This is a genomic window from Haloferax sp. S1W, from assembly GCF_044593955.1.
Taxonomy (GTDB): domain Archaea; phylum Halobacteriota; class Halobacteria; order Halobacteriales; family Haloferacaceae; genus Haloferax.
Genome location: NZ_CP172595.1, coordinates 2,522,077 through 2,546,729, shown reverse-complemented (window position 1 = coordinate 2,546,729; position 24,653 = coordinate 2,522,077). Strand labels below are relative to the sequence as shown.

Sequence of the window (24,653 nt, the reverse complement as noted above, 5' to 3'; positions counted from 1 at the left end):
TCAGACACGTATAATCTACCCTTAATGTTAACGATAAACACAAGTAGAATTGATAAAGGAATATATACTGGCCGCTAGTCGAGACGCGGCTTTTCGGGCGGAAGCGCCCGTCAGTCGGCCGGTATCGGTTCCAGTCCGATGTCGATGTCGAGTTCGTCGGCGACTTCACCGAGGAAGTCGCCTTTCACTTCGGAGACGCGTGTCTCGATTTCGGCCACGAGCGGCACGTCGAAGTCCTCGCGGAGTTCGGCGAGTCGGGCTTTCTCGGTCTCGACTCGGTCGCGGAGGAATCGGGCACCCCGGCCGTCTTCGTCCGGGTCGGGTTCGGGCGTGAGCCGATTGACCGCAAGTCCCCGCACGTCGAGGCCGTAGGAGTCGAGTTCTTCGACCGCCCGCTCGGTCTCCCGAATCGACAGTTCGTCGGGGTTGACGACGAGGTAGAACGCCGCCTCCTCGCGGAGTGTCTCACCCGCGAACGAGAAGTCGTCGCGGCGCGCCTCCAACCGGGCGATTATCGGGTCGCCATCCATCATCCGCCGCGGTTCGTTGTTCCCGATTGCCGCGCGTTCGAACAGTTCGATAGACTGCGTTCGCTTGTGGATGAGGCGCTGAATCCACCCGTCGAGATACTCTGGCAGGGAGAGCAGACGGAGCGTTCCACCAGTCGGTGAGGTATCGAAGACGACGCGGTCGTACGCGTCGGCGTTCCGCATCACGTCGATAAAGCGGTCGAACAGGGCCGACTCGTGGGCACCCGGCGTCTGGTGGGCCATCTCTATCTGACGGTCGATTTCGTTGACCATCGCGGGACTCACCTGCTCTCCCAACGCCCGCTTTGTCTCCATCAGATGCTCTCGGACCTCCGTCTCGGGGTCGATTTCCATCGCGTCGAGGTTCGGTTCGTCCGAGACCGGAGACGGTTCGTCGGTGAAGACCTGGTCGAACACGTCGCGGGTGCTGTGGGCCGGGTCGGTCGAGACGAGGAGCGTCCGTACCCCGGCACGGGCGCTTTTGACCGCGTAGGCGCTCGACATCGTGGTCTTTCCGACACCGCCTTTCCCGCCGAAGAAGACGAACTTGCGCATGTTAGAAGTGATATTGGTGACCCTTGCGTTCGAGAAGCGACCCGCGGTCCCACATCCGCCGCTCCCACGCCTCGAACTCGTCTTCGAGGAACGGGAGCAGTTCGGCGGTGTAGTACGAAATCGGTGATGGAATCCCGAACGCATCGGGGAAACACGCGAGCATGAACGCGTCTTCGTAATCTTCGGCCTGTTTCTCTATCTTCTCGTAGGCGGGATGCGTTATCATCCCGTGGTAGAGGCCGCGTATCCACTCTTCTGCGAGTTCCAGAAAAGATTCGATGCGCGCGGCGAGCGTCATTAGTTAACACCACACTCGTTATCAAACAAAAACGTATCGTTCACGACTGACCATGTAGGATACCCGCGATTTGATATACGAAGGCGCGGAACGCCCGTCCATGACTTCCCGGAACGTCACCCCCGTGACAGTCCTCGGCGGAAGCCTCGGGGCGGGTAAGACGACGCTCCTCAACCACCTGCTGACGAACGCGGACGGCCGCGAAATCGCCGTCCTCGTCAACGACATGGGTGAGGTGAACGTCGATGCCGAGTTGGTCGCCGACGAGTCGGAACTCGAACTCGGCGGTGGCGTGACGGAGTTGTCGAACGGGTGTATCTGCTGTGAGTTACAGGACGACTTGGAGACGGCCGTCGTCCGACTAGCGCAGAATCGCTCGTTCGACCACCTCGTCGTCGAGGCCTCGGGCGTCTCCGAACCGGGACCGGTCGCCCGGTTGTTCGTCACCTCGCGGGCAGCCGCGATGTACGATGTCTCCGGCCTCGTGACTGTCGTGGACTCGTGTCTCTTCGCGGATACCTTCGACGGCGGCGACCCCGAACGAACCGTTGCCGAAGACGCCGATGGGACGGTCCGGCCGCTTTCGGACCTCCTCGTCGAACAGGTCGAAAGCGCGGACCTCGTCGTCCTCAACAAGCGTGACCTCGTCACCGACGCGGAGGTGGCGCAGGTCCGCGAGGTAGTCGAGACCCTCCGTCCGGGTGCAGACGTGGTCGAGACGACCCACAGCACCGTGGACGTTGACCTGCTTCTGTCGGATGTCCACGACCCCGACGCGCCGGTCGGGTGGCGGGCAGTCCTCGATGAGGAAGACAACGTGAATGAAGACGAGAGCCACGACCACCACAGCCATCACGACGACGCCTCCCACGCCGAGGCGACCTACGGCGTCACCTCGTTCGTCTACCGCCGACGGGCACCCCTCGACCCGGAGGGAGCCGCTGAGGTCCTCGGCGACCTTCCGGAGTCGGTGGTCCGCGCGAAGGGGTCGCTGTGGGTCGCGGGCGCGGAGGACGTTCACTACACCTACAGTCAGGCTGGCCCCTCGGCGTACGTCACCGCCGGAGGACCGTGGATTGCATCGCTGCCGGAGTTCGAACAGGACACCTACCGCCGCAACCACCCGGACCTCGACTGGCACGACGAGTTCGGCGACAGGCGAACCGAACTCGTGTTCATCGGCCGCGACGTGGACGAGGAAGCGTTGACGGCGGCGTTAGACGACCACGTCCTCGAACCGGGTACAGATGTGGCCGACACCCGCTACCCGACCGAACCGGGCGATGAACTCGTGTTGGCCGAACCGAGCAAAGCAACTACGCAGGCTGAATCGGCGGTGAACCAATGAGCGACGGCACGAGCGAGACGGAGAACGGCACGAGCGAAGCGGGGGCCGCCCGATGAGCGACGACGTGGGCGATATCGAATGGGGCGAAGGCGACCCGCGCGTTCTGTTCGTGATGAACCTCGTGCTCTCGTCCATCTTCGCCACAGTGGTCGTGTTGGGTCTTTCCTACGCCAACCTCGCCGCGTTCACGTTCGTCAACGTCGCGTCGGCGGCGCTCGTGCTCGCGGCGCTGACGTATCTCGTGACCAACTGACGGGGAAACCCAGGTTTCGACGAGATTGTTCGATTCGTGAACCACCCGCAGGGGGCCGCTGGCGGCCGATAGCCGCCTTTATGTCCTTCGGGAGACCGATTTTCGATAACATGCCCATCGAAGACCGAGACAACGCGTACCTCATCACGCACGCGCTGGCCAAGGACACGCTCTCGCGCCTCCGAGACGTGGAGACGACGCAGGTGGCCTTCCGGAAGGGCCTCGTCAAACTCGGCCGTATCTGCGGCTACGAAATCATCGACGGCGCGATGGAGACCGAGTACGTCTCCATCCAGACACCGCTGGCCGAGACGACCGGCGAGCGCGTCAAAGGCCTCGACAACGTCGTCATCATCAACGTCCTCCGCGCGGCGACCCCGTTCGTCGAAGGACTCCTCAAGGCGTTCCCGCGCGCGAAGCAGGGCGTCATCTCCGCGGGCCGCGACGAGGAAGCCGGAATGGACGACGAAGGCGGCTTCCCCATTACCATCGACTACGTGAAACTCCCCGAGATTACCGAAGAGGACACCGTCATCGTGGCCGACCCGATGCTCGCCACCGGGTCGACGATGTGTGCCGTCCTCGACCACGTCCTCGAAAACGCAGGCGTCGACCCCGAGAAACTGTTCGTCCTCTCGGCCGTCTCCGCGCCCGACGGACTCCTCCGCGTCGGCGGCGAGTTCCCGGAGGTCGACCTCCTGACGGTCGCTATCGACGACTACCTCGACGACGACGGCTACATCGTTCCCGGTCTCGGCGACGCTGGCGACCGCGCGTTCCGCACGACGTGAGGTCGCCTCGGGTCAAACGGGTCTCTCGCGTGGGCAATTCATAAGTCGTCGCCCGCGCACCTCCGATGCATGCACGACACTCGCGGCGCGAGAGGTGACGGGCAGTGAGCGACCCGTGTGACGGATGCGGTAGAGTGGTCGAAGACCCGCTTGCGCGGCGGGTCCGACTGCAAGTCGATGGAGCGGCCGTCGACGACCAGCGCCTCTGTCCGACCTGTTTTGCCGACTGGATAACACGATACGAATCCGAGATGTCACCGAAGACGGAGTCGAACACCGACTCGTCGGACGCAGACATCATCGTCGACTGAACCTGAACCCCCTTACTTCGGGTCGAAAACCGACCGCCAGTAGCGACTTTCGATTCGACTCGAACGTCACGAAACGGACCCCCGGTGTGCTATTGTGAGTCGGTGTTACACGGGTGGGCCTGGAGATACCTCCCCAGACACGCAACCCCTCCACTTCGACTCGAACCCACCCGAACCGGGCACACCAATATTCAGTTGTGAAGAATTTATACAACATGCATAGATATCTATGAAGTTCGTATTGAAAATTAGATGACAGAAGACGCTACGTAATCGAATAGGGGACCGAAAATAGAGGAAGGGACCGTGTGATGGATTCTCAGAGTTTAGAGACTGTTCATCAATAATAATTTATTACCAGTAATGTGAAAATATACACACCATCGTAGATGACATGAACAATACTATATATCTATTAATGCCAATAGTAGTGTATGACCCGGAAACTCGACCGTCGTGAATTTATCGCAGCGACAGGCGCAATCGGAATCGCCGGACTCGCCGGATGTACCGGTGGGAACGGTGACGAAGAGACGACTACGACGACCACAGCCGCGGAGGATGGCGACGAGACGACCACCACGACAGCTGACGGCGACGGGACAGAAACCCGTCTCTCGTGGCACGCAGGCGGAACCGGCGGGACGTACTTCCCGCTCTCGAACGAGTTCAAGTCCGTCGTCGAGGCGAACACGGACTTTACGCTTCAGGTCCAGTCGACCGGTGCGTCCGTCGAGAACGTCGGGAGCCTCGCCCGTGGCAACGCAGACTTCGCGCTGATCCAGAACGACGTTGCGTTCTTCGCGAAGAACGGCACGGGTATCGAGGCCTTCCAGGACAACCCGGTCGAGAACCTCAGCGGCGTCGCCACGCTCTACCCGGAGACCATCCACATCGTCACGCTCGCCGACACGGGCATCGAGCAACCGTCCGACCTCGCAGGCGCGACCATCAACACCGGTGACCTCGGCTCCGGGACGCAGGTCAACGCCCTCCAGATTCTCGAAGCCCTCGGTATCGAAGACTTCAGCGAGCAGAACACCGGCTTCTCGCAGGCATCCGACCAACTGAAGAACGGCGACATCGACGCCGCGTTCGTCGTCGGTGGCTGGCCGGTTGGTGCCATCGAGGAACTCGGCGCAACCGAGGATGTTCGTATCGTCCCCATCGAAGGCGAGAACCGGCAGGCCGTCAAGGACGCCGCGCCGTTCTACGCGGACGACGAAATCCCGTCGGGAACCTACGGTCTCGAAAGCCCCGCCCCCACCGTCTCGGTCCAGGCGATGATTGCGACCAACGCCGAACAGCCCGAGGCGACGGTCGAAGCGGTCACCGAAGCCATCTTCGAGAACGTCGACGACCTGACCATCAAGACGGACTTCATCTCGAAGGAGACTGCTCAGGACGGCATGTCCATCGACCTGCACCCCGGCGCACAGGCGTACTTCGGCTAATCGCCAGCTACACCTGAGCGAACCGCCGCATACCAACCCATCCTTTCGATGCTCGATTCGATTCACACACGTATCCTCGTCGCAGTCGCGATACTCGCGCTCGCGGTCGGTGCGAGCGCAGCCGTTCCGTCGGGACAGGCACTCGTCGTCGAAGACGCAGAGACGGGCGAGCGTCTCAAGACCGTCCCGGTCGAAGAAAACACGACTGTGGCGCTCGAATACACCCACAGCGTCGAAAAGACGCGTGTACTCGACGCCTACGCAGTCCAGGACGGAGAACTCGTCATGACGAGGATGGAGTTTAAATCGTACGGCGCCGGACTCCCCGCGCGAGCGAACGTGACGACCGAAAACGGGTCATTCGTTTTCGACCCGCAAGGCAGCTACAGAGAGTTGTACGTCAAACCGGGCCATATCGCCGGCCACAAACTCCACGTCGGCGACCGGACGTACGACCTCGTCGAACTGTCTGACGCTCGGTCGGTTCGTCTTCACGTAACCCAACAGTCGGTGCTCGACGCCGCCCTCCACTGACCAATCAATGACGAAGAGAACACCTGACGAGGGCCACCCTGACGGCCCCGACGACGACAGCGGTGACTTCCGGTCCGACCACACGGTCCGGCGAGACGACACATCGCCGGTCCGGACCGACGGTGGGGAGCCACCGGAAGACCGCGAAGATGGAATAGACGAAGAGATATCCGAAGAAGAGGCACAGGAGATGCTCGAAGGCATCGAGCGGAAGCGCTCGCTGTCCGGATGGGCGGCCATCATCACGTCCATCATCGCCATCTCCTTCTCGATTTTCCAGTCGTGGCTGGCGGCACGCGGCTTCGACTTCTCGGCGACGTTCCCCTTCGTGGGCGAGGTGTCGCTGGGGGCGTTGCAACTCCTGCAAGTAAACTCGGTCCACGTGGCCTTCGCGCTCATCTTGGCGTTCATCCTCTTCCCGCCGACGACGGGCCGCGGGACGTTCGCCGCCCAACTCGGGCGCATCGTTCCGACGCTCGCCTCACAACTCGGTGAGAGTCACCCCGTCACGCGCGGCGCGGCGGGCGTCCGCCGGTTCGTCCGGTGGCTCGCAGTCGACCCCGAGCGCGAGCGCGTGACGCCGCTGGACATCCTGTTTGTCATCCTCTCTGCCGCGACGGCGGCCTACATGGTGATGGAATGGAAGGAGATTCAGCAACTCCGTATCTTCGGGCTGGAAGCGGGTCGCTCGGTTGCCGAGTACCTCGGCCCGCTCGGAATCCTCGCCGAGGCGATTAGCGCTCTCGGTATCCCACTCGCTGATATCTCCTACCCGTTCTTCCTCGGTGTTGTCGGCGTCCTCCTCGTCCTCGAAGCGACTCGCCGGTCCCTCGGGTTCTACCTGATGGTCATCGTCGGCTCGTTCATCGTCTACGCACGCTGGGGCTTCATCATCTCGCCGGACATGCCCCTCATCGGTGTCCTCTCGATTCCCAAGGGGACGTGGCCGAACATCATCCAGAACCTCTGGTACAACACCGAAAACGGGGTGTTCGGTATCCCGGTCACGGTGTCCGTGCAGTTCATCTACATCTTCATCCTCTTCGGAGCGTTTCTGGAGATGTCCGGTGCCGGACAGTGGTTCATCGACCTCGCATACGCTACGACGGGGACCCGAAAGGGCGGTCCGGCGAAAGCGTCGATTCTCGCGTCCGGCTTCATGGGGACTATCTCCGGGTCGTCGATCGCGAACACCGTGACGACCGGTGCCTTCACCATCCCACTGATGAAGCGTTCGGGGTACAGCCCCGAGTTCTCCGGGGCTGTCGAGTCCTCAGCGTCCTCCGGCGGGCAGATTCTCCCGCCCGTCATGGGCGCGGCCGCGTTCCTGATGATCGAGTTCATCGGCGTCCCCTTCGCCGACATCATCATCGCGGCGACCATCCCCGCCGTCGTGTTCTTCTTCGGCGTCTGGGTGATGGTCCACCTCGAAGCGACGCGGGCCGGTATCGGCGGTCTCGACCCCTCCGAGGTCATCGACATCCGCACGCACCTCACCCGCGGGTGGTTCTACCTCGTCCCGCTTGTGTTGTTGATGTACTACCTTCTCGTCGAGCGCCTGACGGTCGCTCGCTCCGCGTGGTTCACGCTCATCGCCATCATGGCGCTTTTGTCTGTGGTGGCTGCGTACAACAAGCGAACCCGCGTCCCGCTTCTGGGGACCATCGCGGTCGTCTTCCTCGCGCAGTTCGGCGCGTACTTCACGACCGGCGTCGGCATCTTCGACGCCCTTCGGGGCGGGAGCGGTGAAGCCCTCGGCTTCGTCGACGCGATGTTCTCGGCCGCCGGGAGTCTCGGAATCATCGTCATCTTCGTCAGTCTCGTGACGATGCTCGTGCGTCCGCACCTCGAGACACCACTGCTCCAGCTCGACGACGCAGCCGACGAGGCGTCCGAGCGAATCGCTCAGGTGGTCTCTCGGCCGTCGCTCGCGGATGTCAACGCGTTCCGCTACGTGACGTTCATCGGCAAGTCGATGGACTCCGGTGCGCGAACCTCGACCGAGGTCGTCATCGCCGTCGCCGCCGCGGGTATCATCCCTGGCGTCGTCAGCGCGACGGGTCTCGGTCCGAACCTTACGGCGCTCATCAAGGCCGTCGCGGGCGGGTCCATCGTCCTGCTCCTCCTGTTTACGGCCATCGCCTCTATCATCCTCGGCATGGGGATGCCGACGACGGTGACGTACATTATCCTCGTCTCGCTGCTTGGTCCGGCTATCGCGCAGTCGTCCAACATCCCGCTGCTCGCTGCGCACATGTTCATCCTCTACTTCGGGGTGATTGCGGACATCACGCCGCCGGTCGCGGTGGCGGCGTACGCCGCGAGTGGTATCGCCCGGTCGAATCCGTTCCGGACGGGGACGAAAGCGTTCTCGCTCTCGCTCAACAAGGCAATCGTCCCGTTCGCGTTCGCGCTCACGCCGGGCATCCTGCTCCTTCGTGGCCGCGGTGAGGCTGCACGGGTTCTCACCGGGGCGGACGTGGCTGAACTCTCGTACTTCGTCCCCGAGGTCGTCATTCCCGTCCTCGGCGTCTTCATCGGCGTCATCGGACTAGGTGCGACGGTCATCGGCTACCTCTACAGTCGCGTCACGCGCGTCGAACGCGGCCTGTACGCCATCTCGGCGTTCCTGCTCATGGCTCCGGGCCTGATTCTGAACGCCGCGTTCGACCTCGGCGGCGCACTCGGTCTGGTCGGTGCGGCACCCGAGACGGTTATCGTCGACCTCGCGATGCGCGGCGCTGGCGGCCTACTCTTCGGCGCACTCGCGCTGAAGAACCGCCGTGACGCACAGGAAGGAAAGCGCGAGACGCCCGCCGGTTCGCCTGAACCGACCGACTAAATCGGCTGACTAACCCCGGCCGTCTCTCGCGTTCGTTTTCTATTCGAGTTCGACTCGTCCGCTCGTCGCACTCCGGAGTCTATCGCGGAGGTCGTCGGCCGCTTCGACCGGCACGCGAACGGAAAACGAGACGCGCTGGTCGTAGTCGGCGTCGAACTCGACACCGGACGACTCGATGATACCGCGCACGCTCCCCGAGTCGTCGTACTCGACAGTCGCCGTGAAGCGTTCGTGCGGAATCTCTTCGACGATACCCGCTTCGTCCAGTGCCTCCTTGACGGCCCGCGAGTAGGCGCGGGCGAGACCGCCGACGCCGAGGTTGGTGCCGCCGTAGTAGCGCGTGACGACCGCGACGACGTTTCGAACCTCCTGCTGGACGAGGACGTTGAGCGCGGGTTTGCCCGACGACCCGGTTGGTTCGCCGTCGTCGCTCTGGTACTCCCGGAGCATGACGTTCCCGCCGCCCGGAACCGAAGACGACGCACCGCCCGCAGGCACCCGATACGCGGGGACGTTGTGTGTCGCATCCGGGTGGCGGGCGTTTATCTCCTCGATGAACGCCTCCGCCTCCTCGACCGTCTCGGCGGGCGAGATGTATCCGATAAACTCCGAGCCTTGAACCTCGAAGCGTGCTTCGGCCCGGCCACCGACGGTTCGATAGGCGTCAGTCATGACTCCGAGTTGGCAGTGCAGCACTCAAAAGCATTCGCACAAGGAGAGAGACCAGCCACTGCCGGTTACTGACCGCAGGCGTTGGCGTAGGACGTACAGCCGTTCTGGACGCAGACGCCACAGAGGTGGCGTGTCTTCGACACCGGTGCCCCACAACACAGGCAGGTACGCGATTCGTCCATGTGTTAAGATACCACGATTCGGCACATGAATCTTATCGCCGGGTGAGGTTTCGTGACAGAAATCAGGACGGTGCGACGGCTACGCCAGAGAGATGCGGCGAACGAAATCGAGGTTCGAGAGGTCGTTGAGCAGGTCGCCCGGAATCGGTTCGTCGGTGATGATGTAGAGTTTCGGGTCGTCGGTGAACTCGGGGTCCTCACTTATCGTCTGTCGAATCGAGATGCCCGCGTCCGCGAGTTTGGACGTGATGGTTGCGACGATTCCCGGTGCGTCGGCATCGCCCACTTCGACCGTCAACACGGAGAGGTCGAGCACCGGCGCGAGGTCCATCAGACTGGGAATCGCAGAGATGTTCTGGAAGATGCGCCGGAGTTCCTCGTCAGCGAGGATAGCGTCGGTCGTCGAATCGACGACGCGGCGGTCGACACCGACTTCCCGCGCGATTCCAGTGTTCGGAATCTCGATACCGCCCGAGACGACCCTGCCGTCGTCGTTGACGGAAAAGCCCCGCTCCAAAAGCAGGCGGATAACCGCCTGTTGACTCGGACTGCCCTCGAACTTCTCCATAATCTCGTCGAACATTCGTTAATCTGGGCGTTTGTAGTCGGCCACATTAAGTGATACGTCGGACTGACCGGCGGGAGGCTTTAACCGTCGGCACGAAGAGCAATCGACCATGCACGAACTACGCACGTGCGACTTCTGCGGTGCCGACGCGGTCGGCGTGTTCGAGATGCTCCCGCCCGCGTTTACGCCCGCGCCCGACCAGCGACGAATCGTCCTCTGCGAAGGGTGCCGAGAGACACTCACGGACGCCGTCGAACCACTGCTTGCGCGACTCGACGCCGACGCCAGCGTCAATGTTGCCGACGACGCCCCCTCCGAGACAGGCGCGAGCGTGACCACCGATTCCGGGCCAGAAGGGTCGGGTCACGACGTTGCGCCGGTCGATGCGGCCGTGGCGGAACCCGACCCCGAACCGGCGGTCCCCACCGACCACGACTCGTTCGACGCGGCGGAAGTCAATGAGGACGACGCCACCGAGGCGGAGAGCGATGGAGACGACACCACCGAGTCAGACGACGAAACCACCGCCACCGAGACAGAGAGTGACGAGACGACCACCGACGAGCCACTCACCGAAGAGACATCCAACGGCGACGAACTCCGCCCTGAACCGCCGAAGTTCCGGAAGGTCATCCGCATTCTCCAGAACCGCGAGTTTCCGGTCGAGCGGTCGGAAGTCGAAGCACTCGCGTCGAACGCCTACGACCTCGACGACGCGCAAGTGGCCGATATCTTCGACTACGCGGTCGAACGCGGCCTGTTAGAAGACGACAACGGACTGCTTCGAAAAGCCTGAAAGTCGGCTACAACTGTCCTTTCGTACTCGGGGTGTCGGACCGACGGGGGTCCACGCGGGTCGCATCGTCGAGCGACCGTGCCAGCGCCTTGAACAGGGCTTCGACCTCGTGGTGGGCGTTCTCGCCCTCGACGCCGACGTGGAGGGTGAGCCCCGCGTTCATCGCCAGCGACATGGCGAAGTGCTCGGCCATCACGCTCGTGAATTCGCCGATGTACGGCTGGGAGAAGTCGCCGGAGAACTCGAAGTGCGGCCGCCCGGACACGTCCACGACGACCGAGGCGACTGCCTCGTCGAGTGGCACCTTCCGGTCGGCGTAGCGGACGATGCCGCGCTTGTTGCCGAGTGCCTCCACGAACGCCTCGCCGAGGACGATGGCCACGTCCTCGACGGTGTGGTGGTCGTCGATGTGCAGGTCGCCGTCGCACTGGACGGTCAGGTCGAAGAGGCCGTGTTTGGCGAACGCCTCTAGCATGTGGTCGAAAAAGCCGATACCGGTGTCGACCGCCGCGTCACCATCGCCGTCGATATCGAGGGTCACGTCGATGGTCGTCTCTGAAGTCTCGCGGGAGACAGCAGCAGTTCTGTCCGCGTCGCTCATGTCGCGTTCGAAGGGAGGCGCGCATATAGGGGTTCTCGTCGTCACAGTCTTTCGCGGCTGCGGCCTTCGGCGGTGTGCAGCACTCTCAGACGGAAAGCACGCGGTATTTGCAAAAACAGGTTTGATTGCCTGAGAGACGTGGTTTCGACTAGTTACTGGTAGATACTATCGACAAGGAACGTCAGACGTTTGTCTGACGGAAATTCATACTCTCGGACGGATACTGTTGCCCATGCATCGGAAGGGAGCACTGGTAACGGGGTACACCATCTGCGTGGGGGGGCTCTTGCTTACTGTCGGAACCAACGTCGCCGTCGCGCTCGGCATCGCGCTCGTTGCGATAGCAGTCGGCGCGACACTCATCGACAGCGGGGTCGAAATCGGGCGACGATGACGGCCGGTAGAACACGGGCATGGGTTCAATACGGATGACGGGACCAGTGCCGACTGTGAATCCGAAGCGCGACATCGTGACGCTGGCCATGCTCGCACTCGGCGGGCCGTTCCTGCACACGTCGCGCGTGGAAACCGTCCTCATCGGGGCGCTGTTCGTAGGCGTCGGGGTCTACGGGACGGTCGATAGCCTCGCCGCAGTCGTCTCGCGCTACGTCCGCCTGTAAACTACACCACCCTACTCCCTCGGCACTCCGCGCCTCGGTCCTTGAGGGTGGGGCTTTGATGTGGACTCCCGGCAATCAGTAGCCAGCAATAGGCTGGTGACTCTTGCCGTTCAACGTCACCAGAACGCAGAGCGTTCTGGTTGGCTCACGAGAGCTCTGCTCTCGTGAACGTCCCACCATTCACACGCACGTTTACTGGTGCGTCTCCGCCCCCCCGACTTGGGCGAGGAACGGAGTCTGTGTATCCGTTTTCGAGCGTACCGCGTGCCGATGTTCTTCGCGGCGTTGTAGTCCGCGTTCACTTCGTACCCGCACTTCACACAACAGAACTGTTCCCCATGTCGGTTGGCTTCGTGCGTGAACCCACAGTCCGTCCGAGAACAGCGTTGGGACGTGTGGTTCGGCTCGACTTGCTCCACGGAGACACCCTGTTCGGGGGCCTTATAGGAAACGTACTCGTACAGGCGTCGGAACGCCCAAATGTGGTGCCACTTCGCCTGCGGGAGACGCTCTCGAATGTCGGTTAGGTCCTCGAACGCGATTACGTTACAGTCGTGTTCAACGGCTTCCGAAACGAGTTCGTTGGCGACGGTGTGGATGTACTGTTTACGCCATGCCTCTTCGCGCTTTCCGAGTCGAAGAAGGGCGTTGTGCGCGGCTTGGGTGCCGCGTTGTTGCATTTTTCCTCGTCGCTTCTCGAACTCGCGGCACCAGTGGTCGTAGTCGTCCCCCTGCCAGAATCTCCCGGTGGAGGAGACGGTGAGACTGTTAACGCCGAGGTCGATGCCAAGGACTGTTTGGTGCTTGGCATCTTCCGAAACCTCAGACGACTCACCGTCGTCTCCTTCGGATTCGTACTTTCGAGTGGTGATGTGGAAGTAGAACTCGTCGTCCACTGCGTCGTACTGGAGCGTACTCGCTCGGAACTCAAACTCCTCGGACAACACGTATCGCTCATACGGCGTGGGGCTGTCCGAGGGAAGTTCAAAGTCGCACTCGACACGTCCGTTGACAGTCGAGAGCGAGACTTTGTTCCGGTAGAATGTGGCGCTCCGTTTGTCGTAGAGCATACTCCACGACGTGAACTCTGGTTGACTCACTCGTTTCGCTTGTTTCCACCGTTCGACGCATCCTTTGACGGCTTGGACAGCGCGTCGGATGGCTTCTTGGACGAGATTCGCGGTGAGGGCGGTTTCGTCGCGGAGTTCGTCGTAGAGCGCGTCTCGTGCGGTCGTGTTGGCCGTGACGCACTCGGTGTAGGAGTTGTCGGACCAACAGAACTCGGCGGCACGGTTGGCACAGTGAAGGAATTGTCGGGCGGATTCGTGGAGGTCGTCGCGTCGCTCGTCGGGAACGACGAGTTTGACGGGCGCGGTACGCCGGACCTCTATATTTCAGATGTAGTGCTAACGGTTCTTATACATTCGGGAGTCAGGTAGTCGAAGTATGCCGGTTGTGTCGTACCATGTCGGTTTCCTCTCCGACCTACTCACTCACTCCGTTCGCTCCTTGAGGTCGGAGGCTCCACCTCGAGAATGCTGAAGAAATCTGGCCGCCGACTCAGGCGTCCATCGCCTCTTCGAGCGTGAAGCGACCCTCGTAGAGCGCGGTCCCGACCACAGTCGCGGCCGCGCCCGCGTCACGAAGTGCGCGAATATCATCCAGCGACGCGACGCCGCCGGAGGCGACGACCGGAATATCGACCGCATCGACGACGCTAGTGGTGGTTTCGAGGTGGACGCCTTCGAGTTGGCCCTCTACGTCTACGTCGGTAAAGAGGATGGCCGCTGCGCCGAGTTCTTCGTACCGCGTGGCCGCCTCCGCGGGGTCGAGACCGGTCCCTTCGGTCCACCCTGAGACGACGACTTCGCCGTCTTTCGCGTCGAGGCTAACCATCACGCCGTCGGGGTAATCCTCCGCGAGTTCGGCGACGATATCGGGGTTATCGACGGCCGCAGTGCCGAGAATGACACGGTCTACGCCACGGTCGAAGAGCGCCCGCGCGTCGTCCGCAGTTCGAATCCCGCCGCCCAGTTGGACCGGTACGTCCACGGCGTCGAGGACGGCATCGACCGCAGGGGCGTTCGCGCGCTCTCCCTCGAACGCACCGTCGAGGTCCACGAGATGAAGCGTTTTCGCACCGGCGTCGACCCACCGACGGGCGGCCTCGACGGGGTCGCCGTAGGTCTTTTCGGTGCCGCGTTCACCCTGTACGAGTTGGACGACTTCGCCATCTTGCATGTCGACGGCGGGGACGACTTCGAACTCCGGGAACATGCCCGTCCGTGGGTTGGCGACGGGCCTAAACGCACCGGATGCGGTGACTGTTCCCGTCAGAACTGGCCGTCAAACCCGTCTCGCAGCCGGGACCAGTCAAGTCGGGAACGTCTCACGGACGAAACCAGTCAGCATTCAGATATTATCCCGAGAAAATCTGTGAGGCAGCAGTTCGGAACGGCTTTGTCTCGCCGGAATACAGAACCACTCGATGAAACTCTTCGGTTCCAGCGGAACCCGCGGCGTGGTGGGCGAGAGCCTCACCCCAGAGTTCGTACTCCGCGTCGCCAAGGCCGCAGGCACGGTCTGGAACACCGACCGTGTCGCCATCGCCCGCGACACGCGAACGACAGGAGAGATGTTCGTCAACGCCGCGTCGTCCGGCCTGGCCAGCGTCGGCGTCGATGTCGACGACCTCGGCGTGGTTCCCACGCCCGCCGCAGTCCGATACAGTGAGGTGGAGGGAATCCCCGCTATCGTCGTCACGGCGTCGCACAATCCGCCGGAGTTCAACGGCGTCAAACTCGTCGGCAACGACGGTGTCGAACTCTCAGTCGAACAGTTAGAGCGCATCGAAGACCACATCCTCGCCGAGGAGTTCGACGTGGCCGCGTGGGACGGTGTCGGGTCGGTCCGGTCCATCGAGACGGCCAACGACGACTACCGCGAGGAACTACTCGCGAGCGTCGACCGCGACGCCATCGCCGAGGCGAACCTCACCGTCGCCCTCGACCCCGGCCACGGCGCGGGGTCGCTCGTCACGCCCGACTTCCTCCGCGAACTCGGCTGTGAGGTCCGCACGGTCAACGCGCAACCCGACGGCCACTTCCCCGGCCGCGAGTCCGAACCCGTGCCCGAGAACCTCCGCGACCTCGAACGCCTCGTGCGTGTGACAGACGCCGACGTCGGTATCGCCCACGACGGCGACGCCGACCGGGCTATCTTCGTCGACGAACACGGCGAGGTCATCTCCGGCGAAGCGTCGCTGGCCGCACTCGCCGCCGCGTTCCTCGAACCCGGTGACGTGACCGTCTCGGCCGTCAACGTCTCGCAGCGACTCGTGGACGTGTGCGAGGAAGTCGGCGCAGACCTCGAACTCACGCCTATCGGCGCGACGAATCTCATTACCCGCATCCGCGAACTCTGGCGCGAAGGCGAGAACGTTCCCGTCGCTGGCGAGGGCAACGGCGGGGTGTTCTTCCCCAACTACCGCCTCGTCCGCGACGGCGCGTACATCGCCGCGAAGTTCCTCGAACTCGTCGCCGAGCGCCCCGCGAGCGAGGTTGTCGCACCGTATCAGGACTACCACAACGTCCGCGTCAACCTCACCTACGACTCCGACGAGGAGTTGGAGGCGATGCTGCACGCCGCCGCCGAGTACGCCGAATCGTCCGACGCGACGCCGAATACCACCGACGGCTACCGCCTCGACTACGGCGACGCGTGGGTCCTCGTCCGTCCGTCCGGAACCGAACCGAAAGTCCGCATCTACGCCGAAGGCCACACCGAAGAGCGGGCGTCCGAACTCGCCGAAGAGGCCGCTGACGCGCTTCGCGCTGCAGTGGACGAACTGTAAGCCGTACGACTCTTTTTCACTCGACGCCCCAAAGCGTGCGTATGAGCGACAAGTTCGCCGTCAGACCACCGCAATCGCCCGCCGAGATGCGCGGCGTCCATCGAGTAAACGCACGCTGCTGGGTCGAGGCGTACGACCACATCCTTCCGGATGACGTGCTTCCTGACCCCGAAGACGAACCCGACGAAGCGTGGCTTCGAGAGCAGTTCGACTACGCGACCATACTCAACCAGACTGAATCGGGGCGGTACGTGGTCGCCGTCGATGAGTCGGCGAGCCGAGCGTCCGGCGACGACGGGTCGGACGACGATGCGGCGAGGGTCGTCGGCTTTGCCGCGACTCGGTGGGGAAACGAGGCGAAGGACTTCGTCGGCGACGACGAAGCAGGTCTGTGGACTATCTACGTCGACCCGTCTCGGTGGGGGAAGGGAATCGGGTCGAGACTGCTCGAAACAGTCACCGCGGCCATCCCAGCGCGATTCGACCGCCTCGTCTTGGAGACGTTCGCCGAAAACGAGGTCGGACAGCGGTTCTACCAGTCGAAGGGATTCGAGGTGGTCGAGGAATTCGAGACGGAAGTCGGCGACGAGTCGTATCCGGCGGTCCTCATGGCCCGGTCGCTCAGAGACTGAAGAGCGACGCCAAAACCGCAACGACGACTCACAGACTGAGCGCCGCAAAGAGGAGACACAGACCGCCGAGCACGAGTAACATAAAGCCGCGTTCGAGGCCGTTTCCGTCTATCTCGTCGTCCGGTGGGTCCTCACGAGTCGGGTCGAGGACGAATTCAGGGTCGTCAGAGCGCGCCACGCGGTGGGCCGCGAGGTCACTCTTGAGCAGTCGCGCGCCGAGTGCGAAACACCCGAGACCGAGTGCCGCGGCGACGACAGCGACGACGCTCACCATCTGTGCAGTTCGGGCGTCATCGGTTCACTCGTCGTAGACAGCGTCCGGGTCGAAAACGCGCTCGCCGACGTTTTCGCCGTCGACGGTTCGGTAGAAACACGACCGGTGGCCGGTGTGGCACGCGCCGACGTTCTGGTCGACGAGGTACAACAGCGTGTCGGCGTCGCAATCCACGCGTACCTCTCGAATCTCCTGTGTGTGGCCGCTGGACGCGCCCTTTTCCCAGAGTTCGTCTCGACTCCGCGAGTAGTAGTGCGCCCGGCCCGTCTCGATGGTTCGCTCCAGCGCCTCCGGCGAGACGTACGCGAGCATGAGAACGTCGCCCGACTCGGCATCCTGTGCCACTGCTGGGACGAGTCCGTCGTCGCCGAAGTCGACATCGACCGTCATGGTTCGGGCCACGCGGTGACGAAGGTTATCTTTTGTGCGTCGTCGCTCAACGCGTGTCGATTAGCCAACGATTCCGAGCGCGCCGAGAACGCCGAAGAGGATGTCCCCGTAGACGAACGCGACGACGAGGCCGACGAACATCGGGACGATGAACGGAATGCCCGGGGATATCCAGACGGCGTCACGGGTCGTCACGAGTTCGAGGCCGCCGCGGAGTTTCTCCGGGGTCGTCCCGTAGGCCGACCCGTCGATGTCGTCGAGGAACGCTTCGGCACCCCACGGGTCGTCGAACTCGGTGTCGGAAGTTGCGTCGGCGCTCGTCTCCGTATCCACGTCGGAGAGTCCGCCATCGGCCGTCACCTCGCGGTGGACTGCCCCGTCAGTCGGGTCGAACGTCTCGCCGATTGTCTCGGGGTCGCGGAGCGCCGCGGCGTTCTCCCGAAGGTCCGAGAGCGTGAGGCCGCGCCAGCGGAGGTACATCCGCAGGGCGTCGAGGTCCAGTCCGTTTCGGGTGATAGCGTCGGGCGACTCGAACAGCCGACCGTGCGCCGTCGCCAGCGAGGGAACCGAGACGCGCCGGCCGACGAACGAAAGCGGGAACTCGAACCCACCGGCCGTGAGGTTTCGGGCCGCGAGCGCGAGCGGGTACGCGAGGCCGATGATGACGGTGTTCGTCAGGATGGTCATCGAGAAGACGCCGAGGGTCGTCTCCGTGATGGGGAATTCGGTCGCGCCGATGGTGTAACTCGGGAACGTCGGCAGCAACAGGGCGAAGACGATGAGTGCCTTCGCGTCCGCGCCGCCGAAGCCGCCGAGACGCCAAAACAGGTACGAAAGCGGGATGACGAAGAAGACGCTCACGCCGACGCGAACGAGATACAGGCGGTCAAATACCGTCTCTGGCGGGAGATGCCCGAAGAGTTCCCACGCGAGCAAGACGAGACCCAACGCCGCCAGCGGATACCAGACGATGTTGGGGACGCGTCGCGTGCGGATGTCGCGCCACGCGGTCCACGCGAGGACGGGCACAACCACCAGTCGCAGGAGGTCGGGGAGCGTGCCGATGCCGAACATACCGGCAGACGGTCTGCCGAGGAGTTAGGTGTTCGGGAAGGTTCTCAGAGTCGATAGTTGTGAGCGCCGAGGCTACCGCTCACAGGGCACCGTCAAAAGAAAATGCTGAATCGGCGTCTTAGATGACGCGGTTCTGCAGGTAGTCGAGGTGCTTCGCGTTGTAGACGATCTTGACCTCGTCCGCAGTGGGCGAACCGATGCAGGTCAGACGGACGTTCTTGTCGTTGACTTCCTCGTCGGAGAGGATCTGCTGCATGTCCATCTCGATGTCGCCTTCCTTGACGATAGCTGCACAGTTCGCACAGGCACCTGCGCGGCAGCTGAAGGGCCAGTCGTAGCCCTGCGCCTCGGCGGCTTCGAGAATGTATTCGCCCTGGTTGACTTCGAGTTCACCGTAGTCTTCGGCGTCGAGACCGGCGTCGGCGGCCTTCTCGAAGAGGTCCTCGTCGTCGAGGTCCCATCCCTGGTCGTCGAAAGTTTCGTAGTTGAGGTAGGTTACCGTGGGCATCAACAAGCGGTTCGGAGGCCACACCATTAGACTTTGCTGTTCATTCCACACGGAATCGACCGGCGTGACCGGTTCTCTCACTGTGATTTCGTCACAAACGTCCCTGCAAAATGTCCCTCAAAACCGGCGTCGCGTCGAGGTGTCAGAAAGCGCTCGACGAGAAGAGCGCGTAAGAAGCAATCGCCGACAGCGACGGGGTGAGCATCCAGAAGAAGATGACCCGACCGGTCGTCCCGGGGTCGAACAGGTCGTGTGCGGAAAGTTCGTCGGGGGCCTCTTCGCCCATCTTCGGCACCTCGTCTTCCCGCTCGACAGTGAGGGCGTTGACCGACACCTGCGGTGCTTCGCCACCGAGAGCTTCGCCGAGTGTGACCGTCCGGGTGGCTCGACCCCAGCCGAGACCGACGATACACATCGTCGCACTCACTGCGAGGCTGGCGGGGATGCCGATTGCCGAGAGAAAGGAGATGAGAGAGGCGCTCACCGTCTCGACGATGAGCGCGGCGAGGATAGGAAGTTCCGTGAGGTCGTTGCCGACGGTGTCGAGCGTCCGACGGGCGATAGTGAACGCACCGAGACCGATTGCACCGGCAGCGAGGAGGATACCAGTGTTCATCTCCAGCGCGCCGTTGCCGACGAGCGGAGCCACCGCGTTGGCGACGTTCGACGCACCGGCGGAGAAAGCCATGTAACACGCCACGACAACGACGAGCACGGTGCTTCCGAACTCCCGGAGTGTCGTGTTCGGGCCGAGCCGTACCCGCGGAATCGACGAACTCCGGTCGAGGACGACGAGCGCGCCCGGACTCTGGTCGAGTTTCAGCCACGCGTCGAGATACGGGTAGATGTAGCGCCCGATGACGGCGCACACCCAGAACGCGATGACCGGTGCGACAATCCACCACGAGATGATTTCGAGCATCACGTCCGAGTTGAGAGAACCGCGGGCGAGGCCGAGTCCGGCAATCGCTCCGACGGCGGTCATCGACGTGGACGCCGGGACGCCGAAGGTGTTGGAGACGAGGAGCGCGAGACCGACGAAAAAGAGGACAGCGACGGTCGCCAGAAGGGTGAACTCACTCTGCGGGACGATTTCGCCACCCATCTTCGCGACGACTTCACGGCCGATAGTCCACCCACCAAGCAAGGCGAATCCCGTCATCAACCCGGCGGCGGCGAGTTTGCCGAGGACCTTACTTCCGACCGCGGGACCGAAGGCGACTCCCGTCGACGACCCGCCGATGTTGAACCCGACGAACACTGCGACTAGGAGTCCGACGAAGAGGAGTGCTTCTACCACGGCGGTATCTTGTGGTTCAGATACAAAAGGAGCAATGGTCCCAGCGGTAGTAGACCGGTAGAAAGTCGGGTGACGAAAGCCGATTCAGTTCGACGCCGACCGAATCGCCTGGTCGAGGTCGGAAATGATGTCGTCTACGTCCTCGATGCCGACCGAGAGACGGACCATGTCGGGGGTGACGCCCGCGGCCGCTTGCTCCTCGTCGGTGAGTTGCTGGTGGGTCGTCGACGCCGGGTGGATGACGAGCGTCTTCGCGTCGCCGACGTTGGCAAGGAGCGACGCGAGTTCGACGTTGTTGACGGTTCCCTTGGCGGCCTCGTAGCCGTCCGCGAGGCCGAAGGTAATCATGCCGCCGTAGCCGCCGTCGAGGTACTCGCTGGCCGCCTCGTGCGTCTCGTGGGATTCGAGACCGGGGTAGTTCACCCACGACACCTTTTCGTGTTCGTCGAGGAATTCGGCGACTACCTGCGCGTTTTCACAGTGCGCGCGCATCCGCAGCGGGAGCGATTCGAGCTTTTCGAGCGTCTGCCACGCGTCGAACGGTGACTGCGAATTTCCGAGGTCGCGGAGGCCGCGGGCAATGGCGGCGTAGGTGAAGGCGGCCTCGCCGAACGTCTCGGCGAAGTTGACGCCGTGGTACGCCGGATTCGGCTTCGCAATCTCGGGGTAGTCGTCGGCGTACTCCTCCCACGGGAAGGTGCCGCCGTCGACGAGAACGCCGCCGATAGTCGTCCCGGCACCGTGAATCCACTTCGTCGTGGACTGCCAGACGATGTCCGCGCCGTGTTCGATTGGGTTGCAGAGATACGGCGTCGCAAACGTGTTGTCGACCACGAGCGGGACGCCGTGGTCGTGGGCCACGTCGGCGATAGCCTCGATGTCGGGCGTTACGAGCGCCGGGTTGCCGATGGTTTCGAGGTGGACGTACGCGGTGTCCTCGTCGATGGCCTCCTCGTAGGCGTCCACGTCGAGCGTATCGACGAACTTCGTGGTGACGCCGCGGCGCTCGACCGTGTGGGTGAGATACGTGTAGGTCCCGCCGTACAGCGAGGAGGCGGAGACGATGTTGTCGCCAGCGGAGGCGAGAAGGAAGTTTGCGAGGTCGAAGGCGGCCATCCCGGATGCCGTGGCCGCGGCACCGACACCGCCTTCGAGGGCCGCGAGGCGCTCTTGCAGCATCCCGACGGTCGGGTTCATCAGTCGGGAGTAGATGTGCCCCGGCTTTTCGAGGGCGAACTGGGCCGCCGCGTCGGCGGCGTCGTCGAAAACGTACGACGTGGTCTGGTAGAGTGGCGGTGCGCGGGCACCGGTCGAGGGGTCGGGGTCCTGTCCGGCGTGCAGGCTCCGGGTGTGGAACCCGGGCGTCTCGTCATCGCTCATATCACGAGTCTCGGGAGCAGAGGGGGTAAAGCGGGGTGACGGCCGCAATTCCCGCCGGTGCCTGCGACGTGACACCACTTGTGAGTATCAAGCCCCCGAAAATAGAGGGAAAACAAAGTCGCCCGGTAGCGGAGGGCGGGGGTAGTCAGTCGGAAGGCAGGCCCGTCAGTCGGAGAGCGAATCCGTCAGTCGGAGAGCGAATCCGTCAGTCGGAGAGCGAATCCGTCAGTCGGAAGGCGAACCCGTCAGTGCGAAAACAGCGACGAGTGGACCGGCGCGAAGTCCTTCTCGGAGTCCGGTTCGCCGCCGTCGGGTGCGGTGTCGGTGACGGCGCGGCCCTCGACACCGGCGAGGAGGAAGGCGTCCAGCGGTGGGCCGACCTTCTCGGGTTCGACGAGGAACGCGTCGTGGCCGTGGTCGGACTCGACGACGTGGTGGGCAACGGGCACGTCGACGCTGCGGAACGCCTCGGCCAGCGACTCGGCCTGCTCGGTCGTGAAGTGCCAATCGCCGGTGAACGAGAGGAGGAGCGCCTCCCCCTCGAACGCCGAGAGTGCCGCCGCGTCGGACTCGTAGCCTTCCGCGAGGTCGAAGTCGTCCATCGCGCGGGTGAGATACAGGTACGAGTTCGCGTCGAACCGGTCGGCGAACTTCTCGGCCTGATAGTCGAGGTACGACTCCACCTCGCGGTACGGGAAGAACATCGCCGCCGGGTCGGCGGGGTAGGCGTCCCCGCGCCCGCCGCGACCCGCGGACCGACGGCCGAACTTGCGGTCCATCGAGTCCTTCGAGAGGTACATCAGGTGGCCGATTTGCCGGGCCAGTCCGAGTCCCTGTTCGGGGTCGGGGCGGTCCTCGCCGTAGTAGTCGCCGCCGTTCCAGTTCGGGTCGGCCGTGATGGCGCGGCGGGCAACGGCGTCGAGACCGAGACACTGCGGGTCGAGGCGGGCCGCCGACGCGACGACGACGAGTCTGTCGAGGTCGTCGGGGTACTGGACGGCCCAGTCGAGCGCGTTCATGCCGCCGACCGACCCGCCGACGACGGCGTGGAGTCTGCCGACGCCGATGTGGTCGAGGAGGAGTCGCTGGGCGCGCGTCCAGTCGCCGACGGTGACTGGTGGGAAGTCGGTTCCCCACGGTTTCCCGTCGGGCCCGTCGCTGGCCGGGCCACTCGTTCCGTAGCACGACCCCGGAACGTTCACACAGACGACGTAGTACTCGTTCGTGTCGATGGCCTTGCCGGGGCCGACGATGTCGGACCACCACGCGCTGGCCTGCCCGGCGACGCCCGAGTCGGTGCCGCGCCCCGCGACGTGCTGACTGCCGGTGAGGCCGTGGCAGACGAGGACCGCGTTCTCGCCCGTGAACTCGCCGTAGGCCTCGTAGGCGACCTGCATGTCCGTGATGACCTCGCCGGACTCGAATCGGAACTCGCCGACGTTCACGATGTCCGATTCGACCTGCCGACCGATTGGGGTTCGCGTGCGACTCATCTGTCCTCCGTCTGTGTCGTCGCAGTCTCAGACTGCGCTTGCTCGATGGCCTGGTTGAGGTCGGAAATGATGTCGTCTACGTCCTCGATGCCGACCGACAGGCGGAGCATGTCCGGGCCGACGCCTGCGGCGCGCTGTTCCTCGTGGGAGAGTTGTGCGTGCGTCGTCGAGGCCGGGTGGATGACGAGCGTCTTCGCGTCGCCGATGTTGGCGAGGAAACTGATGAGTTCGACCGACTCGCAAACGGTCTTGGCCGCGGTGTAGGCCGCCTCGTCGTCCTCGCCCGCCAATCCGAACGTGACCATCCCGGCGTACCCATCGTCCAGATACCGGGTGGCGAGGTCGTGTGTCTCGTGGGCTTCGAATCCGGGGTACGTTACCCACGCGACGCCCTCCCGGTCGCGGAGGAACTCGGCCACGCGACGGGCGTTCTCGCAGTGGGCTTCCATCCGAAGCGCGAGCGTCTCGATGCCCTGAAGCGTCTGCCACGCGTCGAACGGCGACTGACACCCGCCGGTGCTTCTGACCGCCCGATGCCGGACGACCTGTGCGAAGGCCCGTTCGCCGAATCGCTCGACGAAGTCGATGTCGAACGCGGGGTTCTCACCGGAGAGTTCGTCGTAGTCGGCCGCGTCCCACGGGAAGGTGCCGCCATCGACGACGACGCCGCCGATGGTGGTTCCGGACCCGTGGAGCCACTTCGTCGTGGACTCCCAGACGATGTCCGCGCCGTGTTCGATTGGTCGACAGAGCGCAGGCGTCGCAAACGTGTTGTCGACCACGAGCGGGACACCGTGGTCGTGGGCCACGTCGGCGACGGCTTCGAAATCGGGCGTCTTCAGCGATGGGTTCGCCACCGTCTCGACGTGAACGAAGGCAGTGTCGTCGTCGATAGCCTCGCCGTAGGCGGCCACGTCGAGCGTCGGAACGGTTCTGACCTCAATGCCGCGCTTGGTGGCCGTCTTCGAGAAGTACGAGGAGGTACCGCCGTACATCTCTTCGGAGAGGACGACGTTGTCGCCGACCGTGGTGAGAACGGTCGTGATAGCGTCGATGGCGGCCATCCCCGAGGCGGTGGCCACTGCGTCGACGCCCGCTTCGAGCGCGGCGAGTCGACGTTCGAGAATCCGGGTCGTCGGATTCGAGATGCGAGAGTACACGTCGTCGTCCGCTTCGAGCGCGTACAGGTCCGCAGCGTAGTCCGCGTCGTCGAAGACGTACGATGTCGTCTGATAGAGTGGTGGGGCCCGCGCCCCTGTCGCCGGGTCGGGGTCCTGTCCGGCGTGCAGGCCGCGGGTGCGGAATCCTCGGGTCATGTATGAGACGCATAAATCTAAACAGGGGAATAACTCACAGTTACGGCAAGCGTTGCCCAGTCCCGGAGTGTGTCATCA

The 24,653-nt window shown here is 63.5% G+C and carries 26 protein-coding genes and 1 pseudogene; 12 read left to right on the top strand and 15 right to left on the bottom strand.

The genetic code is table 11. From position 1 onward, the window contains the following. Window positions 1–110: 110 nt before the first annotated feature. Complete coding sequence (locus ACH9L7_RS13390) at window positions 111–1,085, bottom strand: ArsA family ATPase (protein ID WP_396611195.1); 975 nt, start codon at window positions 1,083–1,085, stop codon at window positions 111–113. A gap of 1 nt (window position 1,086) precedes the next feature. Then, window positions 1,087–1,383: a hypothetical protein gene (locus ACH9L7_RS13385; RefSeq protein ID WP_396611194.1), complete on the bottom strand. Its 297-nt coding sequence runs from the start codon at window positions 1,381–1,383 to the stop codon at window positions 1,087–1,089. Between the two features lie 100 nt (window positions 1,384–1,483). Here ACH9L7_RS13385 and ACH9L7_RS13380 point away from each other — a divergent pair, with 100 nt between their 5' ends. From ACH9L7_RS13380 to ACH9L7_RS13350, 7 genes are all read left to right on the top strand, one after another. After that, window positions 1,484–2,731 carry a CobW family GTP-binding protein gene (locus tag ACH9L7_RS13380; RefSeq protein ID WP_396611193.1) on the top strand — a complete coding sequence of 416 codons (1,248 nt, stop codon included), beginning with the start codon at window positions 1,484–1,486 and terminating at the stop codon, window positions 2,729–2,731. A 52-nt stretch (window positions 2,732–2,783) separates the two neighbouring features. Next, complete coding sequence (locus ACH9L7_RS13375; RefSeq protein ID WP_396611192.1) at window positions 2,784–2,984, top strand: hypothetical protein; 201 nt, start codon at window positions 2,784–2,786, stop codon at window positions 2,982–2,984. A 110-nt stretch (window positions 2,985–3,094) separates the two neighbouring features. After that, window positions 3,095–3,775: a uracil phosphoribosyltransferase gene (upp, locus tag ACH9L7_RS13370; protein ID WP_396611191.1), complete on the top strand. Its 681-nt coding sequence runs from the start codon at window positions 3,095–3,097 to the stop codon at window positions 3,773–3,775. A 104-nt stretch (window positions 3,776–3,879) separates the two neighbouring features. Further along, window positions 3,880–4,086 (top strand): hypothetical protein, encoded by a 207-nt coding sequence (locus tag ACH9L7_RS13365; protein ID WP_396611190.1) that lies wholly within the window; start codon window positions 3,880–3,882, stop codon window positions 4,084–4,086. 434 nt (window positions 4,087–4,520) lie between these two features. Continuing rightward, window positions 4,521–5,540: a TAXI family TRAP transporter solute-binding subunit gene (locus ACH9L7_RS13360; RefSeq protein WP_396611189.1), complete on the top strand. Its 1,020-nt coding sequence runs from the start codon at window positions 4,521–4,523 to the stop codon at window positions 5,538–5,540. 48 nt (window positions 5,541–5,588) lie between these two features. After that, complete coding sequence (locus tag ACH9L7_RS13355) at window positions 5,589–6,074, top strand: DUF1850 domain-containing protein (RefSeq protein ID WP_396611188.1); 486 nt, start codon at window positions 5,589–5,591, stop codon at window positions 6,072–6,074. A gap of 7 nt (window positions 6,075–6,081) precedes the next feature. Then, complete coding sequence (locus ACH9L7_RS13350) at window positions 6,082–8,916, top strand: TRAP transporter permease (protein WP_396611187.1); 2,835 nt, start codon at window positions 6,082–6,084, stop codon at window positions 8,914–8,916. Window positions 8,917–8,955: 39 nt separating this feature from the next. Here ACH9L7_RS13350 and ACH9L7_RS13345 read toward each other — a convergent pair whose 3' ends face one another. Next, window positions 8,956–9,588, bottom strand: coding sequence for an IMPACT family protein (locus tag ACH9L7_RS13345; RefSeq protein ID WP_396611186.1), 633 nt, complete (start codon window positions 9,586–9,588; stop codon window positions 8,956–8,958). Between the two features lie 261 nt (window positions 9,589–9,849). Beyond that, window positions 9,850–10,353, bottom strand: a complete 504-nt coding sequence (locus ACH9L7_RS13340; RefSeq protein WP_396611185.1) for an ACT domain-containing protein — start codon at window positions 10,351–10,353, stop codon at window positions 9,850–9,852. 94 nt (window positions 10,354–10,447) lie between these two features. On the opposite strand from ACH9L7_RS13340, the gene ACH9L7_RS13335 reads away from it, so the two are divergent. After that, on the top strand, window positions 10,448–11,134 hold the full coding sequence (locus tag ACH9L7_RS13335) for a hypothetical protein (protein ID WP_396611184.1): 687 nt from the start codon (window positions 10,448–10,450) through the stop codon (window positions 11,132–11,134). Window positions 11,135–11,141: 7 nt separating this feature from the next. Here ACH9L7_RS13335 and hisB read toward each other — a convergent pair whose 3' ends face one another. After that, a complete protein-coding gene (gene hisB, locus ACH9L7_RS13330) occupies window positions 11,142–11,735 on the bottom strand; it encodes an imidazoleglycerol-phosphate dehydratase HisB (RefSeq protein WP_396611183.1) in 594 nt (197 codons plus the stop codon). A gap of 232 nt (window positions 11,736–11,967) precedes the next feature. Here hisB and ACH9L7_RS13325 point away from each other — a divergent pair, with 232 nt between their 5' ends. Beyond that, window positions 11,968–12,129, top strand: a complete 162-nt coding sequence (locus ACH9L7_RS13325) for a hypothetical protein (protein WP_396611182.1) — start codon at window positions 11,968–11,970, stop codon at window positions 12,127–12,129. Between the two features lie 34 nt (window positions 12,130–12,163). Further along, complete coding sequence (locus tag ACH9L7_RS13320; RefSeq protein WP_396613279.1) at window positions 12,164–12,355, top strand: hypothetical protein; 192 nt, start codon at window positions 12,164–12,166, stop codon at window positions 12,353–12,355. Window positions 12,356–12,500: 145 nt separating this feature from the next. Here ACH9L7_RS13320 and ACH9L7_RS13315 read toward each other — a convergent pair. Continuing rightward, window positions 12,501–13,746: pseudogene (locus ACH9L7_RS13315) on the bottom strand (RNA-guided endonuclease InsQ/TnpB family protein). 169 nt (window positions 13,747–13,915) lie between these two features. Then, the gene (hisA, locus tag ACH9L7_RS13310) at window positions 13,916–14,632 is read right to left on the bottom strand and encodes a 1-(5-phosphoribosyl)-5-[(5-phosphoribosylamino)methylideneamino]imidazole-4-carboxamide isomerase (RefSeq protein WP_396611181.1); all 717 of its coding nucleotides are present in this window, start codon (window positions 14,630–14,632) and stop codon (window positions 13,916–13,918) included. Between the two features lie 211 nt (window positions 14,633–14,843). Between hisA and glmM the strand changes: the two genes are divergently transcribed. Together glmM and ACH9L7_RS13300 are read left to right on the top strand one after the other, a co-directional pair. Further along, window positions 14,844–16,208 (top strand): phosphoglucosamine mutase, encoded by a 1,365-nt coding sequence (gene glmM / locus ACH9L7_RS13305; protein ID WP_396611180.1) that lies wholly within the window; start codon window positions 14,844–14,846, stop codon window positions 16,206–16,208. A 41-nt stretch (window positions 16,209–16,249) separates the two neighbouring features. Then, window positions 16,250–16,840, top strand: a complete 591-nt coding sequence (locus ACH9L7_RS13300; RefSeq protein ID WP_396611179.1) for a GNAT family N-acetyltransferase — start codon at window positions 16,250–16,252, stop codon at window positions 16,838–16,840. A 28-nt stretch (window positions 16,841–16,868) separates the two neighbouring features. Here ACH9L7_RS13300 and ACH9L7_RS13295 read toward each other — a convergent pair whose 3' ends face one another. The 8 genes from ACH9L7_RS13295 to ACH9L7_RS13260 form a co-directional block, all read right to left on the bottom strand. Continuing rightward, entirely contained in the window at window positions 16,869–17,114 is a 246-nt protein-coding gene (locus ACH9L7_RS13295) for a hypothetical protein (protein ID WP_396611178.1), read from the bottom strand. Window positions 17,115–17,138: 24 nt separating this feature from the next. After that, window positions 17,139–17,504 carry a phosphoribosyl-AMP cyclohydrolase gene (gene hisI, locus ACH9L7_RS13290; protein ID WP_396611177.1) on the bottom strand — a complete coding sequence of 122 codons (366 nt, stop codon included), beginning with the start codon at window positions 17,502–17,504 and terminating at the stop codon, window positions 17,139–17,141. A 60-nt stretch (window positions 17,505–17,564) separates the two neighbouring features. Further along, on the bottom strand, window positions 17,565–18,578 hold the full coding sequence (locus tag ACH9L7_RS13285; protein WP_396611176.1) for a prepilin peptidase: 1,014 nt from the start codon (window positions 18,576–18,578) through the stop codon (window positions 17,565–17,567). A gap of 118 nt (window positions 18,579–18,696) precedes the next feature. Beyond that, window positions 18,697–19,086, bottom strand: coding sequence for a ferredoxin Fer (gene fer / locus ACH9L7_RS13280; protein ID WP_396611175.1), 390 nt, complete (start codon window positions 19,084–19,086; stop codon window positions 18,697–18,699). 142 nt (window positions 19,087–19,228) lie between these two features. Then, window positions 19,229–20,347, bottom strand: coding sequence for an anion permease (locus ACH9L7_RS13275; protein WP_396613278.1), 1,119 nt, complete (start codon window positions 20,345–20,347; stop codon window positions 19,229–19,231). A gap of 123 nt (window positions 20,348–20,470) precedes the next feature. Further along, window positions 20,471–21,766, bottom strand: coding sequence for an O-acetylhomoserine aminocarboxypropyltransferase/cysteine synthase family protein (locus ACH9L7_RS13270; protein ID WP_396611174.1), 1,296 nt, complete (start codon window positions 21,764–21,766; stop codon window positions 20,471–20,473). A gap of 245 nt (window positions 21,767–22,011) precedes the next feature. Then, window positions 22,012–23,259, bottom strand: coding sequence for a homoserine O-acetyltransferase (gene metX / locus ACH9L7_RS13265; protein WP_396611173.1), 1,248 nt, complete (start codon window positions 23,257–23,259; stop codon window positions 22,012–22,014). Next, the gene (locus tag ACH9L7_RS13260) at window positions 23,256–24,575 is read right to left on the bottom strand and encodes an O-acetylhomoserine aminocarboxypropyltransferase/cysteine synthase family protein (RefSeq protein WP_396611172.1); all 1,320 of its coding nucleotides are present in this window, start codon (window positions 24,573–24,575) and stop codon (window positions 23,256–23,258) included. The genes metX and ACH9L7_RS13260 overlap by 4 nt, the downstream gene beginning before the upstream one ends. Window positions 24,576–24,653 lie beyond the last annotated feature (78 nt).